Origin of the sequence: Micromonospora carbonacea, assembly GCF_014205165.1 — a bacterium.
GTDB classification, from domain to species: Bacteria; Actinomycetota; Actinomycetes; order Mycobacteriales; family Micromonosporaceae; genus Micromonospora; species Micromonospora carbonacea.
On the sequence record NZ_JACHMZ010000001.1, the window covers coordinates 3,610,901 to 3,626,715 of the forward strand.

At 73.4% G+C, this 15,815-nt stretch carries 13 protein-coding genes; 4 read left to right on the top strand and 9 right to left on the bottom strand.

Going from position 1 to position 15,815, the window contains the following annotated elements; all coding sequences use genetic code 11:
• The first annotated feature begins 285 nt into the window (after positions 1–285).
• Positions 286–1,914 carry a glycosyltransferase gene (locus HDA31_RS15465; protein WP_221486624.1) on the top strand — a complete coding sequence of 543 codons (1,629 nt, stop codon included), beginning with the start codon at positions 286–288 and terminating at the stop codon, positions 1,912–1,914.
• 51 nt (positions 1,915–1,965) lie between these two features.
• Here HDA31_RS15465 and HDA31_RS15470 read toward each other — a convergent pair whose 3' ends face one another.
• From HDA31_RS15470 to HDA31_RS15510, 9 genes are all read right to left on the bottom strand, one after another.
• A complete protein-coding gene (locus HDA31_RS15470) occupies positions 1,966–2,940 on the bottom strand; it encodes an isopenicillin N synthase family dioxygenase (protein ID WP_178064673.1) in 975 nt (324 codons plus the stop codon).
• On the bottom strand, positions 2,937–4,223 hold the full coding sequence (locus HDA31_RS15475) for a glycosyltransferase family 2 protein (RefSeq protein WP_178064672.1): 1,287 nt from the start codon (positions 4,221–4,223) through the stop codon (positions 2,937–2,939). The genes HDA31_RS15470 and HDA31_RS15475 overlap by 4 nt, the downstream gene beginning before the upstream one ends.
• Before the next feature lie 126 nt (positions 4,224–4,349).
• A complete protein-coding gene (locus tag HDA31_RS15480) occupies positions 4,350–5,402 on the bottom strand; it encodes a VOC family protein (protein ID WP_178064671.1) in 1,053 nt (350 codons plus the stop codon).
• The gene (locus HDA31_RS15485) at positions 5,399–5,953 is read right to left on the bottom strand and encodes an NUDIX domain-containing protein (protein ID WP_246384609.1); all 555 of its coding nucleotides are present in this window, start codon (positions 5,951–5,953) and stop codon (positions 5,399–5,401) included. Before HDA31_RS15485 ends, HDA31_RS15480 begins: the two co-directional genes overlap by 4 nt.
• Positions 5,950–6,846, bottom strand: coding sequence for an SDR family oxidoreductase (locus HDA31_RS15490; protein WP_178064670.1), 897 nt, complete (start codon positions 6,844–6,846; stop codon positions 5,950–5,952). The genes HDA31_RS15485 and HDA31_RS15490 overlap by 4 nt, the downstream gene beginning before the upstream one ends.
• Entirely contained in the window at positions 6,824–7,891 is a 1,068-nt protein-coding gene (locus HDA31_RS15495) for an ROK family protein (protein WP_178064669.1), read from the bottom strand. Before HDA31_RS15495 ends, HDA31_RS15490 begins: the two co-directional genes overlap by 23 nt.
• Entirely contained in the window at positions 7,888–9,003 is a 1,116-nt protein-coding gene (locus HDA31_RS15500) for a sugar phosphate nucleotidyltransferase (RefSeq protein WP_178064668.1), read from the bottom strand. Before HDA31_RS15500 ends, HDA31_RS15495 begins: the two co-directional genes overlap by 4 nt.
• Positions 9,000–10,280, bottom strand: a complete 1,281-nt coding sequence (locus HDA31_RS15505) for a sedoheptulose 7-phosphate cyclase (RefSeq protein ID WP_246384608.1) — start codon at positions 10,278–10,280, stop codon at positions 9,000–9,002. The genes HDA31_RS15500 and HDA31_RS15505 overlap by 4 nt, the downstream gene beginning before the upstream one ends.
• Positions 10,277–10,618 (bottom strand): DUF4286 family protein, encoded by a 342-nt coding sequence (locus HDA31_RS15510; RefSeq protein WP_178064667.1) that lies wholly within the window; start codon positions 10,616–10,618, stop codon positions 10,277–10,279. Before HDA31_RS15510 ends, HDA31_RS15505 begins: the two co-directional genes overlap by 4 nt.
• Before the next feature lie 343 nt (positions 10,619–10,961).
• Here HDA31_RS15510 and HDA31_RS15515 point away from each other — a divergent pair, with 343 nt between their 5' ends.
• From HDA31_RS15515 to HDA31_RS32265, 3 genes are all read left to right on the top strand, one after another.
• Positions 10,962–12,443 (top strand): S8 family peptidase, encoded by a 1,482-nt coding sequence (locus HDA31_RS15515; protein ID WP_376701387.1) that lies wholly within the window; start codon positions 10,962–10,964, stop codon positions 12,441–12,443.
• A gap of 108 nt (positions 12,444–12,551) precedes the next feature.
• Entirely contained in the window at positions 12,552–15,278 is a 2,727-nt protein-coding gene (locus HDA31_RS15525; RefSeq protein WP_178064665.1) for a hypothetical protein, read from the top strand.
• A gap of 213 nt (positions 15,279–15,491) precedes the next feature.
• Positions 15,492–15,617 (top strand): hypothetical protein, encoded by a 126-nt coding sequence (locus HDA31_RS32265; RefSeq protein ID WP_256095694.1) that lies wholly within the window; start codon positions 15,492–15,494, stop codon positions 15,615–15,617.
• The last annotated feature ends 198 nt before the right edge of the window (positions 15,618–15,815 follow it).

Here is a 15,815-nt window from a genome sequence, read left to right on the forward strand (position 1 = left end):
CACATCATCGAATGCCATTTCGAGTGCACCGGATTCGACGACTCTCTGGTACAGGCGGGCACCTCCGTCTATCTGTGGAATCTGCTCCGGCAGTTCCGCGACCGAGGGCACCGGGTCACCGCGTTGACCGCGGCGCACGGGCTGGTCCCACTCCTGCGGCGGGACCACGACGTCGTCGAGACGGATTGGCGGTCCACCGGCGAGATAACCATTCCGGTCGACCCCGAAAGATGGCCGGGTCATCCCGGTGGCGTCACGGTGGACGGAACCGCGCGCGCCTATCGGATGACCGTCGAGGGAATCGACGTGATCCTGCTCGGCAACGAGATTCTCGACTCCCACACCGACACGCTGCACCCACCGGCGGCCGCCGAGGGGACGGACCCGACGTTCCTCAAGCCGCTGGTGTTCCAGATCCTCGCCGCCCGCTTCCTCTCCGGCCAGGAAACCGCGCAGACCGTCGTGCACCTGCACGAGCCCGTCCTGCACCACCTGCTGCCCGCGGCGCTGTCGGCGTACGGCTTCCCCGTCGTCTCGACCGTGCAGACGAACCTTCCGGTCAACACCAAGGTCTACGCGCCGCAGGCCCGGGCCCTGCTGCGCGACCTCGACGCCGACCCCACGGTCGTCGACGGGCTCGCGGACCCGCCCCTGGACGCGCCGCTGCACCGGGCCATGCGGGCGTTCCTGCCGCAGACCCTGCTCTACCGCGACCAGCCGCAGCGGCCGGGGCACGACTACGTCAGCGCGCTGGCCCTGGTGGCCCGCTCGGCCGACGCCGTGGACTTCCTCTCCGAGGGGCAGCTCGAACACGCCCTCACCCAGGCCGAGACGCCTTTCGCCCAGCTCTTCGCCGAGCTGGCCGTCCGCCGCGAGCTGTGGTCGCGGGCGGACCGGCTGATGGTCGGCGGGTGCGCCATCGGCGACGAATGGCTGGACGTGGCGCGCGACGACGAGCGGCGGCGGCGGACCCTGACCGCGCTCGGCCTCGACCCGGCCCTGCCGACCGTCTACCACAACGGGCGGTACTCGGTGGAGCACAAGGGGCTGCGGGAGCTGTTCCGGGGGGCGCGACGGCTGCTGGACGAGGGCGAGCGCTTCAACCTGCTGCTGCACTGCCTGGCCCCGCACCCGCCGCAGGACGCCGACCTCGCCGCCCTGGCCGCCGACCACCCCGGGCAGGTCCGGATCCGCACCGGGCCGATGGCGCCCGCGGAGCTGATGGACTGGGCGGCCTCCAGCGACCTGTGCGTGTTCCCGGCGAAGTTCGAGATGGACACCTTCCTGATGGCGATGGGCGAGGCCATGGCCAGCGGCGCGGTGCCGGTCGCCACGGCGCAGCGGGGCATGCGCCACTTCCGGCACTCGTTCGACCTGGACGCGCCGACGGCGACCGGGCTCGCCCTGCCCCGCTCCTTCCGGGTCGCCGACCCGGACCTGACCGACGCGGTGCACGGCGGCCTGGCCCGCATGCTGGCGCTGGTCCGCGCCGGGTCGCCGCTGGTCGACACGCTCCGCTCGCGGGCCGTGGCGACCGCCCGCGAGTTCACCTGGTCCCGGGCCGCCGACCGGTTCCTCGCCGTGTTCGCGGCGTGCGTCGCGGGCACCTGGCCCGGCGGGCGGTCGGGCCCCGACGTCCTGCCGCCGACGTCCTCACCCGGCCACGACGGTGGCGTCGGCACGGCGGTCGCCGGCCCGGACGGGGTCTCGGTGCGCTGGGCCCACCCCGAGGCGGCCCGGGTGGAGCTGGTGTATCCGGGTGACCCCGTGGCGGTGATCGCGCTGGACCGGCAGGACGACGGGTCGTTCGCCGGCACCGGCCCGGCGACCGCGGGCCCGGTGGCCGTGCTGGTGACCTGCCGGGACGGCCGCTGCGTGTGGGCCGGCGCCCCGGTCGCGGCCACGACCGGCTGACGCACGGCCGGGGACGGGGCGCGTGCCCCGTCCCCGGCCGTGCGTGGCGCGTCAGTCGGCGAGGGTGAGGGTGACCCCCACCTTCTCCAGGATCGACTCGCCGGCGACGACCGGCGCCATGCCCTCGCCGCCACCGGCGGGCGGGGCGAGCGGGCGCACCTCGGCGTCCGGGTCCGCCTCGAAGAAGAAGACCAGCGACACCAGTTCCTCGTCGGGGTCGCTGGCCGGGGGCGCCAGGACGCGGTGGCGCAGCGCCTGCCACCGGCCGTCGGTCCAGAGGTTCATCATGTCGCCCAGGTTCACCACCAGCGTGCCGGGCACGAACGGCGGCTTGAACCAGCCGTCCTCGGCGTTCCACGCCTCCAGCCCGCCGACGCCCTGCTGCCGGTCGAGGAAGGTGATCGTGCCGAAGTCGGAGTGCGGCCCGACCCGCATCTGGCCCTCCTCCAGCCGACCCACCGCCGACAGCGGCGGGTACCAGTTGACGTTCTGCGTCCACGTCGCCCGCTGGGAGCGGGAGGTGAAGTGGTCGGCCGGGACGCCGAGGGTGACGGCGAGGACCTCCAGGACCTCCAGCGCGAGCCGGTTGAGGTGGCCGGTGTACTCGGTGGCGACCTCGCGCAGCTCCGGCAGCTCCGTCGGCCACTTGTTGTCCGGGTAGTAGAGCCAGTCGAACCTCGCGTCCCCGGTCCGGTGCTGGGGGCCCATGTGGTACGCCTCGTGCAGGTCGGGGGCGCTGACCATGCCGTCCACCGCGCTGGCCTGCAACGCGCCCAGGCCCCGCCACCCGTTGTCGTACGGGCGGCCGACCGCGTAGCGGCGCTTCTGCTCAGGGGTCAGCCGCATGAACGCGTGCCCGACGGCGCGCATCCGCGCGGTCAGGTCGGCCGGCACGCCGTGGCCGGCGAGGAGGAACATGCCGGTCTGCCGGAGCGCGGCGTCCAGCTCGGCCGACGTCCGGGCTCGCTCGTCCGGGTCCGCCGACCGCCAGCGCGCCAGGTCGAGGGTGGGGATTGCGGTTGTCATGCGCTGCTCGCCTCTCGTTCGGTGATGCCGGTCATGACCTGGGTCGCGAGTCGCACCTCGCCGTCGTAGGAGGCGGGCGCGGGGCCGTCGACGAAGCGCTTCGGGTCGCCGATCGGCGTCTCGGCCCGCCAGGTCAGCGCGGGGATGTGGGCGTTGATGAGTTCGCCGTCGGCGCGCAGCAGCGCCGACGACGGGTGGTACATGTGCAGCAGCGGGTCGTCGTAGGAGTCGAACGCCGAGTTGGTGTCCATCCGGTAGCTGAAGTCGTTGTCCTCGCCGCCCCAGCCCTCGAACCGTTCGTCCATGCCGTCGATGCGCAGGAACGCCGACCTGCGCACCCAGACGCAGCAGCCGGGCGGGCGGCGCAGCACGAAGGCCCGTAGCCGGTCCGGGTCGACCTGGGCGCTGCCCTGGGCCAGCCGCTGCTCGATGGCGTAGGCGGTGGACTCGGCGTCGAGGCACCACATGTCGCGGTAGCTGAGGTGGCCCATGGTGCCGGGGCGGTTGAACCGGCGCGCGTTGCGGGCGACGAAGTCGCGGTCGGCCAGCACGTCCGCGTCGAGGATGCACACCACCTCGGGGTCGCCGGGGGCGTTGACGACCCCGACGTTGACCGCCCACGACTTGTTGAACAGGCCGTCCTTGTGCACCCACAGGTAGTCGTCGGCGTACGGCTCGATCACCTGCTGCGAGCGCGGCTCGGTGTCGGCCTCGACGACGAGGACCCGGTACTCCTCGCGCGGCGCGGACTGGTCGCGCAGCGAGGCGAGGCAGGCGAGCAGGTTGCGCAGCCGGGTCCGGTCGGGCGTCCGGTCCCGGAACGGGACGACGACGAGGATCTGGGCGCGTGCCGGGTCGCCCGGCGGGGGCCCCGGCGGGAGGGTGCGCAGCTCCTCGAAGGACGCCCAGCGCCGCACCGGCCGGGTGCCGTACAGCGCGCCGAGGTGGCTGCCGAGGCGGCAGTTGGACTCGGCCCGCCAGCCGTGGGCGAACAGCGCGGCCACCTTGTCCGACGGCGGCGCGGCGGCCAGCGCGGTCAGGGCCCGGTGCAGGGCGGCGTACGCCCGGGGGTTGCGGGTGTCGGCGAGCAGGGCCTCGGCCAGCCGGCGGACCTCGACGTCGTCGACGTCGCGCACCGCGTCCACCACGGCCCGGGTGTAGGGGCGTCCGCGTTCCCAGTAGAAGATGCTGGACTCGGGCGCCTGCGGGTCGGCGGCGACGACCAGGCTGTCGGCGACGGCCGACGCGAGGGTCTGCGGATGCGACGGTTGGACGAGGGACATCGTCAACTCCCCGGGTAGTGGCCGAAGGTCGGGCCGGTCATCGGGCCGCCCGGACGGCGGGACCGGGCGGGCATCCGACGCCGGTGCCGTGGCGGGGGCGCGCGGCGTCGACGCCGGCGGCGCGGATCACCGGTCCGTCCAGCTCAGGGCACCGGCCGGGGCCCGCCGTGCCGCCGTGGTCCGCTCGTACGGCAGCGTGCCGTCGGGCATCCGGACGACCTCGACGTGCAGGCCGATCGGGCTGCGCACGTAGACCCACCGGTCGCCGGCGATCGGCCCGTCGTCGATGGTCTCGGGCGCGCCCAGGACGGTGAACCCGGGACGGGCCGCGAGGTGACGCGCGGCGGCGTCGACGTCGCGGACGTGGACGGCGAGGTGCCGGCCGCCGACGTCGCAGTTGCGCGGCGGCGGGACCGCCCGGTCGGTGCCGGCGAAGGTGCGCAGCTCCACGTTGTCGGTGGGGCCCATCCGCAGGGTGGCGACCTCCACCGGGCCGTCGGGGTCGGTCTCGGCGGCCCGGTGCAGCAGCTCTCCGCCGAGCACGTCGGCGAACACGGCGAGCGCCTCGTCCAGGTCGGCGACGGTGTAGCCGATGTGGTCCACCCCGCGCAGCCCGGTGATCGGCGGCGGACCGGGCGGAGCGCCGTCGCGGTTGGTCCAGGGCCCGTCCGGGCGGTGCCGGGCCGCCGGGTCGGGGGCCCCGGGCGGCGGCGACCGCAGCTCGAACGCCAGCCCCCACGGCGTACGGAAGCGGGCCCGGCACGCCCCGGCGAGCGGTGACCGCCCCCCGGCGGCCTGGACGGGGCCCTGCGGGGTGAGCCCGCTGAGCCGGTGCACGGCGGCGGCGGCCTCGGCGACGTCGGCCACGAGGAAGCCGAGGTGCTGGTGGCCGGGGTCGTGCCGGCGCGGCGGCGTGGTGGCCTGCCCGGCGACGGTGTACTGGAAGAGTTCGAGGTTGGTGGTGGGGCCGAGGCGGATCAGCGCGATCTCCGCCGTGGCCCGGGGCGGCACGTCGAGGTGCTCGCTCATCCAGTCGTCGCTGCGGGCCAGCGGCGGCAGGCGGTACACGACCTCGCCGCCGAGGACGTCGACGGCGAACGCGGTGGCCGCGTCGAGGTCGGCGACCGTGAGCGCCACGTGGTCGACGCGCTGCGCGCCGGGTATGCCGGGGCGGTTCATCGGTATCTCCCGTCGAGCAGGGTAAGCGCCGCCAGCGAGACGGCGTCGGTGAAGCTGCCGTCGACGACGAGCTGCCGCAGCTCGGCGTGGGTCACGAACCGGTGCACCAGGTCGCTCTCGCTGGCCTCCCGCGCGGGCGGCCCGGCGACCAGGTCGGTGGCGAGGAAGATGTGGCAGCCCTGGCTGGCGTAGCCGTACGCCACGTGGACGCGGCCGAGGTGGCGCATGCTGCCGGCGGTCAGGCCGGTCTCCTCGCGCAGTTCGGCGGCCGCGAGCTCCTCGGCGCTGCGCCCGCCGGCCGGTTCGGGCCACGAGCCCTGCGGGAACTCCCAGTACCGACCGCCCACCGGGTAGCGGTACTGCTCGACGAGGTGGAACCCGTCCGGCTCGGCCGGGACGACGAGGGCGAAGTCCGGCTTGTCGACCACGCCGTAGACGCCGCGGGAGCCGTCGGGGCGTTCCACGGCGTCCTCGCGCACGGTCATCCAGGCGTTGCGGTAGACGGTGCGGCCGGTGATCCGGCGGGTCACCGGGCCGTCCGGGGCGCTCACCGGGCCGCCCACACGCCGTCGGCGACCAGGAGCCGGGCGGCCTCGCGGACGCCCCGGACGGTCACGCCGGCGGTGGCGGGTGTCCGGGACAGCAGGGTGCTGGTCAGGCAGGTGTTCTCCGGCCGCCCCGCGTAGCGTCCGGCGGCGCGCGGCTCGGCGACGACGAGCCCCGGGTCGACGCCGAGCTCCGCCGCGATGAGCAGCGCCCAGTCGGCGCGCGAGATCCGGTCCGGTCCGCCGAGGTGCAGCAGCGGGAGGTCGCGGGCGGCCAGCACGGCGGCCGTCACCGCGGCGACGTCGTCGACCAGCACCGGGGTGGTCCACTGGTCGTGGGGGACGGCCACCGGTTCCCCGGCGAGCAGGCGGTGCGCGCAGGCCGCGAAGAAGTTGAGCCACTTGGCGCTGTCCGCCGGCTCCCAGCCGTAGACGAGGCTGACCCGCAGCACGGTGGCGGCGGCGTGCCCGGCGAACACCTGTTCGGCGGCGAGCTTGGCGCGGCCGTAGGCGTTCGGCGGGGCCGTCGGCGTCGACTCGGCGCAGTCGGGCCGGCTGCCGTCGAAGACGTTGTCGGTCGAGATGAGCACCACCCGGCGGTCACCGGCGGCGGCGAGCATGTTGCGGGCCGCCGTCCGGTGGCCGGCCATCGCCTCGTCCGGGTGCCGGTCGCACCAGGTCACGTCGGACGGCCCGTGGACCAGCACGACCTGCTCGGCCGCCGTGTCGGCGAGCACGCGGGCGCAGGAGGCCGGGTCCGTGACGTCGAGCGGGGTCCACGGGGCCGCCGCGTGCTGCGGCGGGCGTCGGGACGCGAGGACGGGTCGCTCGCCCGCGCGGGCGAGCCGGTCGGCCACCGCCCTGCCGACGAATCCACTACCAACGATCAACGTACGCATGCGCGGCCTCCGCTGCGAGTCGGGGATCCGCGCCGGCCGCGGCGAGCATCCGGCCGACACCGATCAGGCTGTGGTCGTCGTCGGCCGCGCCCAGCATGAGCATCGCGCGCACCTGGGGCGGGGTCAGGCCGAAACAGCCCAGTTCGGTGAGTTCGTCGCCGAGGATGTCCACGAACGGCTGCCCCACGGCGACCGCGAAGCCGCCGATGAAGATGTACCGGCGGATGCCGATCGAGGAGAAGACGCTCGCGACCGCCAGCGCGAGCGGCCGGAGCGCGGCGCGCAGGACGTCGACGGCGAAGCTGTCCCCGCGCCGCACGGCCCCGGCGACGGCCTCGTTCGTGATGCCCTCCGGGCGGCCCGCCGACGACGCGGCCAGCGCCGAGCCGGCGAACTCGCCCGGCCGCTGCCGGGCGGCGACCCGCACGGCCCGCAGGATGCCGCGTCCGGAGGCGATGCCGCCGAGGTGTCCGCGACCGCCGCAGTCGCACGGCGGGGCGGTGCCGCTCCAGTCGACCCGCCAGTGGCCGAGTTCGCCGCCGAAGCCGGCGTCGTCGACGAGCACCTCGCCCCGGCGGAAGACCTTGCTGCCGACGCCCGAGCTGACGGTGAACAGGCAGAAGGCGTCGTCCTCGGCGCGGGCGTAGCGCCACGCCGCCGCGGTGATGTCGTTGACGGTCAGCACCGGGAGCCCGAGCCGCGCGCCGAGGTGGGCGTTCAGCGCCACCGACCCGCCGCCCTCGCCCCAGATGGTCGGGGCGGCGAGGGCGACGCCGTCGGCGGTGGTCGGCCCGGCGAACGACAGGCCCACCGCCCGGCTCCCGGCGGCCTCGGACCTGACGAGGTACGCGGCGAGTTCCGTGGTGAGCTGACCCAGCACCCGCTGCTGGAGCTCGGCCACGGGGGCGTCGGGATAGCGGGCCAACCCTTCGGTCGCGACGCGGCGCACCCCCCGTACGACGGGGTCGCCCGCCGTCACGTGCCCGATTCGCAGGGTCGTCCCGCCGATGTCGGCGACGACGAACGGGCCGCCCCGGTCGGTCATCGGTGGGCCTCGGCGGCGGCATCGGCGGCGCACTGCGCGACGGCGCCGTCCTCCAGGACGATCGCCCCGTCGATCCGGGCCCCGGCCGCCACCGTCGCCCCCGGCAGCAGCACGCTGTCGTGCACCACCGCGCCCGCGCCCACGCGGGCGCCGGGGTAGACGACGCTGTGCGTGATCTCGCCGTGGTTGACCAGGTCGGCCGGGACGAGCGAACGACGGATCCCCGGCGCCTCGTCGACCATCCGCCGCGCGACCTCCGGCCGCACGGTGGCGGGCAGGTCGGCGAGGGGGATCGACGGCGGCCGCGCCAGCAGCGAGCGGTGCGCCAGGTGGTAGCGGTCGACGGTGCCGATGTCCTCCCAGTAGCCCGGCACCCGGTGGCCGCGGATGAGCTCCCCGCCGGCCAGCATGGCGGGGATCACGTCGCGGCTGATGTCGTGCTGCCAGGCGGTGCCGGCGAGCTGCTCCAGGTAGCGGCGCAGGATCCGGGCGTCGAACAGGCAGAACGCCGCGAACACCAGGTCGCTCGTGGGCTCGGCGGGCTTCTCGACGAACGCGGTGAGGTGGCCGGCGTCGTCGAACTCGACCATGCCGAACAGGCGCACGAAGCGGCGTTCGATCCGCTGGTACGCGACCGTCAGCGCGGCCTTCGACGCCCGGTGCTCGCGCAGCATGCCCCGGTAGTCGAAGCGGTACACGTGGTCGGCGTGCAGCACCAGGACGTCGCGGGGCGCGCCGCCGAAGACCCAGCGTTCCTTGCTGATCAGGGCGTCCGCGGTGCCCCGCTCGGCGGGCCAGGTCCGTTCCGGCAGGGCGGCCGGGAGGGTGCCGGGCGCGGCGCGGCGGTACGCCTCGTCGTAGGGCCCGAAGTGGGCGCGGAACCCCGGCGTGCGGTTCCAGACCCGGTGCAGGTCGTCCATCAGCATGCGTTCCTCGTACTGCGACAGCAGCAGCACCTCGTCGAGGCCGGAGTCGCAGGCGTTGCGCAGGCTGAAGTCGATCAGCCGGCTCGTCCCGCCGAACGGGATCAGCGGCTTGAGCCGGCCGGCGCCCAACGGGCCCATCCGTTCTCCCCGGCCGCCGGCCAGCAGCACCGCGCGTACGCCGTTCATCCGTGGCTCCCCTGCGTCGGCGCGGACGGGGCCGCCGCCATCGACGTCCAGTTCGGCTCCAGGCCGGCCAGGGCCGCGGTCAGCTCCGCGGGGGTCACGTCGTCGACGAAGCGGGCCTGGCCGATGCCGGCCGTGAGGGGGATGAGCTGCCGGCCGTCGCGGTGGCGCACGGTGTCGGCCAGCGCCTCGGTGAGCAGCTCGGTGGAACAGACCGGATGCCAGGTCGGCAGGCCGAGCTCGCCCAGGACCCGGCGCGCGCGGGTCAGCTCCTCGGCGGAGAGCAGGCCGCGGTGGTGGGCGAGCACGAGCGACAGCGCCATGTCCACGGCGACGGCCTCGCCGTGCAGCAGCTCCGGAAGCGCCCGCATCTCGATCACCGGCGAGAACGAGTGGCCGTAGTCGACGACCCGTTCGAGCTGGTGTTCCCAGAGGTTCGGTTGCAACTCCTGGAGCATGCCGCCGATCGCGAGGCGGATCACGGCCAGCGCCGCCGCGCCGCCGTCGGCGCTGTCGGCGGGCTGCATCCGCTCGGCGACGATGCGGGCGCCGTGGACGGCGAGGAGCTCGAACAGGCGGCGGTCCTTGATCAGCGCCATCTTGAGCACCTCGGCGAGCCCGTTGCGCAGGTGCCGCGCGGGCAGCGTGGCCAGGAAGCCCGGGTCGATCAGCGTGGTCGCGGAGGGGTGGTACGTGCCGAGCCGGTTCTTGTGGTCGCTGAAGTTCACGCCGGTCTTCGAGCCGATCCCGGCGTCCACCATGCCGATCAGGGTGGTCGGCACCCGCACGTACGGCGTCGAGCGGCGGTAGAGGCTGGCGGCGAGCCCGACGATGTCGGTGAGCACTCCCCCGCCCACCGCGATGACGGGTTCGCGGCGTCGGGCCACGCCGAACGCGTCCATGGCCGACACCACGCGGAACACCGACGCCATCGTCTTGCGGCGCTCGTCGGCCTCGATGACGCACAGCTCGTAGGTCACCCGGTGGGCCTTCAGGTAGGCCCTGATGCGTTCGCCGATCAGGACGTCCACCTGGGAGTCCAGCACGACGAGGCGGCGTCGGCCGGGGCCGCCGTCCGCGCTCGCGGCGGTCACCATCAGGTCGGAGGCCGGGTCGAGCAGCCCCCGGCACAGGCGCACCTCGTAGCTCACCGCCTGCGAGGCGTCGACCCGCCAGCTCGGGTTCTCGTCGTGGTCCAGGGTCGACAGCCCGTTGCCGGTGGCGGACTGCCCTTCGGATACCGGTGTCGTCGATTCGATGAGTCCGTCCTCCGTCGTCACTGCGGTTGCCCTGGTGTCACCATCGGGGTCACTGCGGTCAGCAGCTCGACGGTGACGCTGGCCGGGTCGAGGGCCGGCGTGGTCGACATCGTTGGTCGTGCCTTCTCGAACCGCTCCATGGTGGCCGCGATGTCGTCGGATTCGAGCTCGTAGATCGCGACGTACCGCCGGCGTTCGCCAGGGGTCTGCGGGAGGATGAAACGCTGCGCCCCGACGAAACCGGGGACGGCGAGAACCTCGGCGAGATGAACACGGTCGTACCAGTGATTGAACTCGTTCTCACAACCGTGGAACGGACTGGTGTGGATCAGCAGCAGGTGACGATTGTTCACGGCCATCGCGCATTACTCCAACTATGACAGGGATGGCGGTTACGTGGCCTGGATCGCCGGGATCGACAGCAATATCCATGATATTCAGACAAGGACCATAACCGATCGACCCGCACCCGGCAATGCTCCACCAAAAAGGATCTAGCCGGCACCCGCCGACGCCGGCCACATACACCCGACCAGCAAAACCATTCTAAAATATTGACACGCAGCTATTGTTGCTGAATCATGCACGACCATGGATCATTTCCGAGTGCGCCGACCGAATGTGGCCGGGCTCGCCGCGTTCACGGCAGTGACAACCATCCTGGCAATGGGAATAGCATCTCCGGCAAATGCTGCGGGCGAGGTGCGGGGAACCGGAGATCCGGGCGTCATCGCCGACAGTTACCTCGTCGTCTTCGACGACCGGGCCGCCGGCGACAGCCGCGCGGACGTCGCGGCCCGGACCGGACGCCTGGCCGCGAAGTACGCCGTCGGGGTGGAACACACCTACGCGCACGCGCTGCGCGGTTTCGCCGGCACGATGAGCCGCGCCGCGGCCCGCCGGCTGGCGGCCGAGCCCGGCGTGTCGTACGTCGAGCAGAACCGCGCCGTGCGGGCCCTCGACACCCAGCCCAGCCCGCCGTCCTGGGGCCTGGACCGGATCGACCAGCGCGACCTGCCGCTGGACGCGAGCTACTCGTACCCGACGACGGCGTCCACCGTCCGCGCGTACGTGATCGACACCGGCATCCGGACCACGCACGGCACCTTCGGCGGCAGGGCCACCTGGGGCACCAACACCACCGGCGACGGCCTCGACTCGGACTGCTCCACCAACGGCCACGGCACCCACGTCGCGGGCACCATCGGCGGCGCCCAGTACGGCGTCGCCAAGGGCGTCTCGCTGGTCGCGGTCAAGGTGCTCAACTGCGGCGGCAGCGGCACCCTGGCCGGCGTCACCGCCGGCGTCGACTGGGTGACCGGCCACCACGCCGCCGGCGTGCCGGCCGTGGCCAACATGAGCCTCGGCGCCAGCGGCGCGCAGGGCGCCCTCGAGGACGCCGTGCGCAACTCGATCGCCGACGGCATCGTCTACGCCATCGCCTCCGGCAACAGCAACCTCGACGCGTGCAACTACTCCCCCGCCCGGGTCGCCGAGGCGATCACCGTCAACGCCAGCACGACGGCCGACGCGCGCGCGTCGTTCTCGAACTGGGGCACCTGCACCGACATCTTCGCCCCCGGCGACGGCATCGTCTCGTCGTCCAACGGCAGCGACACCGCCACCGCCACGCTCAGCGGCACGTCGATGGCCACCCCGCACGTCGCGGGCGCCGCCGCGCTGGTCCTCGCCGGCAACCCCGGCCTGACCCCGGCCCAGGTCGCCAGCGCCCTCTTCGACGCCTCGACCCCCGGCAAGATCAGCAACCCGGGCACGGGCTCACCGAACCGCCTGCTCTACACCGGCGCCGCTCCGCCGTCCCCCGGCACCGCCACGCTGACCCGGTACTACGGGGCCGGGGACCACGTCAGCTCCACCACCCACCCCGGCGGCAGCTACCAGGCCGAGGGCCCGCTCGGCAAGGTGCACACCAGCGCCGTCGCCGGCACGCACGCCCTCTACCAGTGCCAGGTGGGCAGCGACAGGTTCACCTCCCTGTCCGCCGGCTGCGAGGGAAAGACCTTCCTCGGGGTGATCGGCTACGTCTACGACGCACCGCCGGCCGCCCCCAGCCAGGTCTTCTACCGGTGCAGGGTGCGCAGCAACGGGGAGCACTTCGACTCGCCGGACGCGAACTGCGAAGGGCAGATCGCCGAGGGGTCGCACGGCTACCTGCTCCTCTAGCCTGCGCCCGCCCCACCGGCTGACGGGCGGGGCGCGACCCGGTCCCGTGGCCGCGCCCCGCCCGTCCCCGCCCGTCCCCATCTGCCCCGCGCCGCGTCGGGAGGACGCATGAGACGACTGCTCGCCGTTCTGGCCGCGCTCATCGTGCTGCCGTTCACCCCCGTCCTGCCCACCGCGTACGCCCACGCCGACGGCTGGTCCGGGCCGCAGTCGACGATCGTCAACCGCAACGGCCGCAAGGTGATCCAGCTCTGCGACCAGGGCGGCGGCTGCCGGACGACCACGCCGTTCTTCATGGCGCTCAACACGCAGAGCGCCCCGATCGGGCAGAACGACTGGTCGTACTTCAACTACCAGGCCCAGCTGGCCGCGGCGAACACGGCCGCGCCGGAGATGAACGTCGCGCCCATGCTCCAGGTGCACCTCAACAACACCAGCGACGCGTTCATCGACCAACTGGCGGGCCGGCTCAACCAGCTCAACCCCCGGCCGTACCTGATGGTCCGCTTGTACCTCCAGGACGCGCCGCCCGGTGCCGAGCCCATGCGGATGAAGGACCTCCAGGGCAACGTCCGCGACGACACGAACGGCGCGGGCCACCCGTGGACGTTCAGCGAGGCGTGGCTGGCCTACCAGGAGCAGCAGATCAGCCGGGTGCTGACGCGGATGGATGCCCAGTATCCCGGCCGGGTCATGGCGGTGCTGATCGCCTACGAGAACGGCGGCGAGTGGTTCTACCGGCCCTACGGCTACGACGACACCGCCAACAGGATGCTGGACTGGGGCAGCCCGAGCCTCTGCGCCACCGGCCCGGACGGCGTGCGGGTCTGCCAGCTCTACCCCTGGACCAACGACGCGGGCACCCGGCCCGGCCCGCGCGGGCGGCACTCGTTCTACCTGGACGACTACTCCGCCAGCGCCGAGGCCGGCTTCTGCGCCTGGAGCGCGCTGCCGGCGAGCCTGGTCCCGGGCTGCCGGTCGGCCACCCCCACCGAACGCAACAACGCCGTCCCCGGCCAGTCGCCGCCGGCCTCGGGGGCGTCGCGCGGCACCGTGCTGGACCCGGCCGACCTCAACTCGCTGCGGGCCGCGAAGTACAACCAGTACCTGTCGTCGCGCAACGTCGCGGCCATCACCCGCCTGCTGGCCAGGGCCAAGCAGGTGACCGGCAACCGCATCCTCACCTCGGTGTTCTACGGCTACCTCTACGGCCTGCGCACCGAGCTGGGGATGAGCGGGAGCAACGACCTGGCGACGCTTGTCGACAGCCCGTCCGTGGACATCATCGGCGTGCCCTACTCGTACGGCGACAGCCGCAGCCTCGGCAACGGATTCGTCCAGCAGGGACCGCCGGACACCATGCGGCTGGCCAACAAGCTGTGGCTGGACGAGGACGACACGCGTACCCTGCTGGCCTGCGCGCCGGCGAACTGCCAGCCGATCCCGTTCCAGACCGCCACGAACCTGTGGGACAGCATCCGCCTGCTGCGCCGCAACCTGACCACCGCCGCGATCGGCGGCCGGGCCCTCCACTTCCTCGACCTACAGGGCGTCGGCTGGTTCGGCGACCCGGCGCGCGCCGCCGACTCGGAGACCCTGTGGGCGAACCTCCAGTCGGTGTTCCGGGCGGCCGACAAGATCCAGCACGGCGGGGCGAACGCCTACCAGCCGCAGGTCGCGGTGTTCGTCGACGACGTGTCGGCCAACTACCAGCCCGCCCTGACGCCCGCTGGGGAGAACTCGTACGCCTTCGCCGGCGACCAGCTCTCCAACCTGATGGACGACCTGACCCGGCTGGGCACGCCCGTGCGGCACTACCTGCTCAGCGACCTGACCAAGGGCACCCTCGACCTGAGCGCGATCAAGCTCGCGGTCCTGCCCAACGCCTACGCGGTCTCCCCGACGGTGCGCTCGGCGATCGACACCAGGCTGAAGACGCCCGGCCGCACCGTGCTGTCGCTGTACGCCGCCGGGTATGTGCAGGGCGACCAGGCCGCCTCCACCGCCTCGATGGCCGCGCTCACCGACATCACGGTCGCCAAGGGCACCGGCACGCCCAACCTGGGGCAGAACTACTCGTTCGTCGGGCAGAGCGGCGGGCCGGCCTACCCGCTGACGCCGTGGTTCACCGTCACCGACGCGGGCGCGACGACGCTGGGCACCTACCAGGCGGGCGGGGTCTCCCTGGCCCGCAAGTCCGTCCCCGTCGCGGGCGGAAGCTGGACGTCGGTGTACGCCGCCGCGCCCAAGCTGCCCCTGGCCGCGCTGCGCAGGATCAGCGAGGACGCGGGCGTGCACCACTTCGCGCCGGCCGGCGACGTCGTGGAGGCCGCCGGCAACACGCTGATGGTGCACGCCGGCACCACCGGCACGAGGACCGTCCGGCTGCCGCAGACCATGCCCCGGGTGTACGAGACGGCCCTCTACCCCAGCGACGTCGAGCTGTGCCGCACCTGCACGCAGCTGGCGAACCTGCCGTTCAACGCGGGCGACACCCGGGTGTTCCGCTGGACCTCGCCCCCGCGCGGCAACTTCGAGCTGCTGACCGGCTCCACCGTGGAGGGCTGGGCCGTCGACACCGACCAGCCGGGGACCTCCTCGACGGTGGCCGTCTACCGGGGCGGTCCGGCGGGCGTGGGGACGCACCTGGGCGACTTCCCGACCGCGACCAACCGGCCGGACGTGAACGCCTTCTTCGGCATCGGCGGGGTGCACGGGTTCCGGTTCACGATCTCCGGGTGCACGCCGGGCACCCAGCTCCACGTCTACGCCCTCGACCCGGAGGGCGGCACCGGCGACGGCAGCACCTACCTGGGGGCGCGCCCCTGCACGTGAGGCGTCGGCGGATCGCCGGGCGGGCAGCACCGTGCCCGCCCGGACGCACCGACGGGTCGCCGCCTCCCGCGGTTCGGCCCACCGCCGTGCCGCGCGGGGCCGTCAGGGGCACCGGCTGGCCTGCGGTAACGAGTTTGTTTCCACCCCTTGACACTAGGGCTTGCTGATTACAAGATGTCGTCTTGTAAGGCGAGACAACCGGGAGGTGAACCGATGTTGACCAGGGCCGAAAACAACTCCCCTGCCGTCCCTCCGGTGCACACCCGGGCCCGCAACAATCCGAAGCGACACGGAATCCGCTTCGGCGCCGCCGTCGGCGGCATCATGATCCTGTTTTGACTGTGCCGCCCCGAAACCCGCACCGGTGCGGGTCGCCCGACGCTGCGCACTCCACGGTGGCGCCGTCGGGCGAGAAGCTGAGGGGCTTCTGACCCGCCCGCGGCGAATCGCCCTGGCGCGCAATCCAGTGTCGGCCCGCACCAGCGGGGTCGATGATTCGCGCCCGCCATTCCCTCATGGCCTCATCAGCGGCACACG

What these genes read in the sequence shown, in the direction of transcription:
- HDA31_RS15510 (WP_178064667.1), bottom strand. Translation starts at nt 10,618, where the DNA reads ATGGCCGTGAACAATCGTCACCTGCTGCTGATCCACACCAGTCCGTTC.
- HDA31_RS15470 (WP_178064673.1), bottom strand. Translation starts at nt 2,940, where the DNA reads ATGACAACCGCAATCCCCACCCTCGACCTGGCGCGCTGGCGGTCGGCG.
- HDA31_RS15480 (WP_178064671.1), bottom strand. Translation starts at nt 5,402, where the DNA reads ATGAACCGCCCCGGCATACCCGGCGCGCAGCGCGTCGACCACGTGGCG.
- HDA31_RS15495 (WP_178064669.1), bottom strand. Translation starts at nt 7,891, where the DNA reads ATGACCGACCGGGGCGGCCCGTTCGTCGTCGCCGACATCGGCGGGACG.
- HDA31_RS32265 (WP_256095694.1), top strand. Translation starts at nt 15,492, where the DNA reads ATGTTGACCAGGGCCGAAAACAACTCCCCTGCCGTCCCTCCGGTGCAC.
- HDA31_RS15490 (WP_178064670.1), bottom strand. Translation starts at nt 6,846, where the DNA reads ATGCGTACGTTGATCGTTGGTAGTGGATTCGTCGGCAGGGCGGTGGCC.
- HDA31_RS15475 (WP_178064672.1), bottom strand. Translation starts at nt 4,223, where the DNA reads ATGTCCCTCGTCCAACCGTCGCATCCGCAGACCCTCGCGTCGGCCGTC.
- HDA31_RS15465 (WP_221486624.1), top strand. Translation starts at nt 286, where the DNA reads ATGACCGTCGAGGGAATCGACGTGATCCTGCTCGGCAACGAGATTCTC.
- HDA31_RS15525 (WP_178064665.1), top strand. Translation starts at nt 12,552, where the DNA reads ATGAGACGACTGCTCGCCGTTCTGGCCGCGCTCATCGTGCTGCCGTTC.
- HDA31_RS15500 (WP_178064668.1), bottom strand. Translation starts at nt 9,003, where the DNA reads ATGAACGGCGTACGCGCGGTGCTGCTGGCCGGCGGCCGGGGAGAACGG.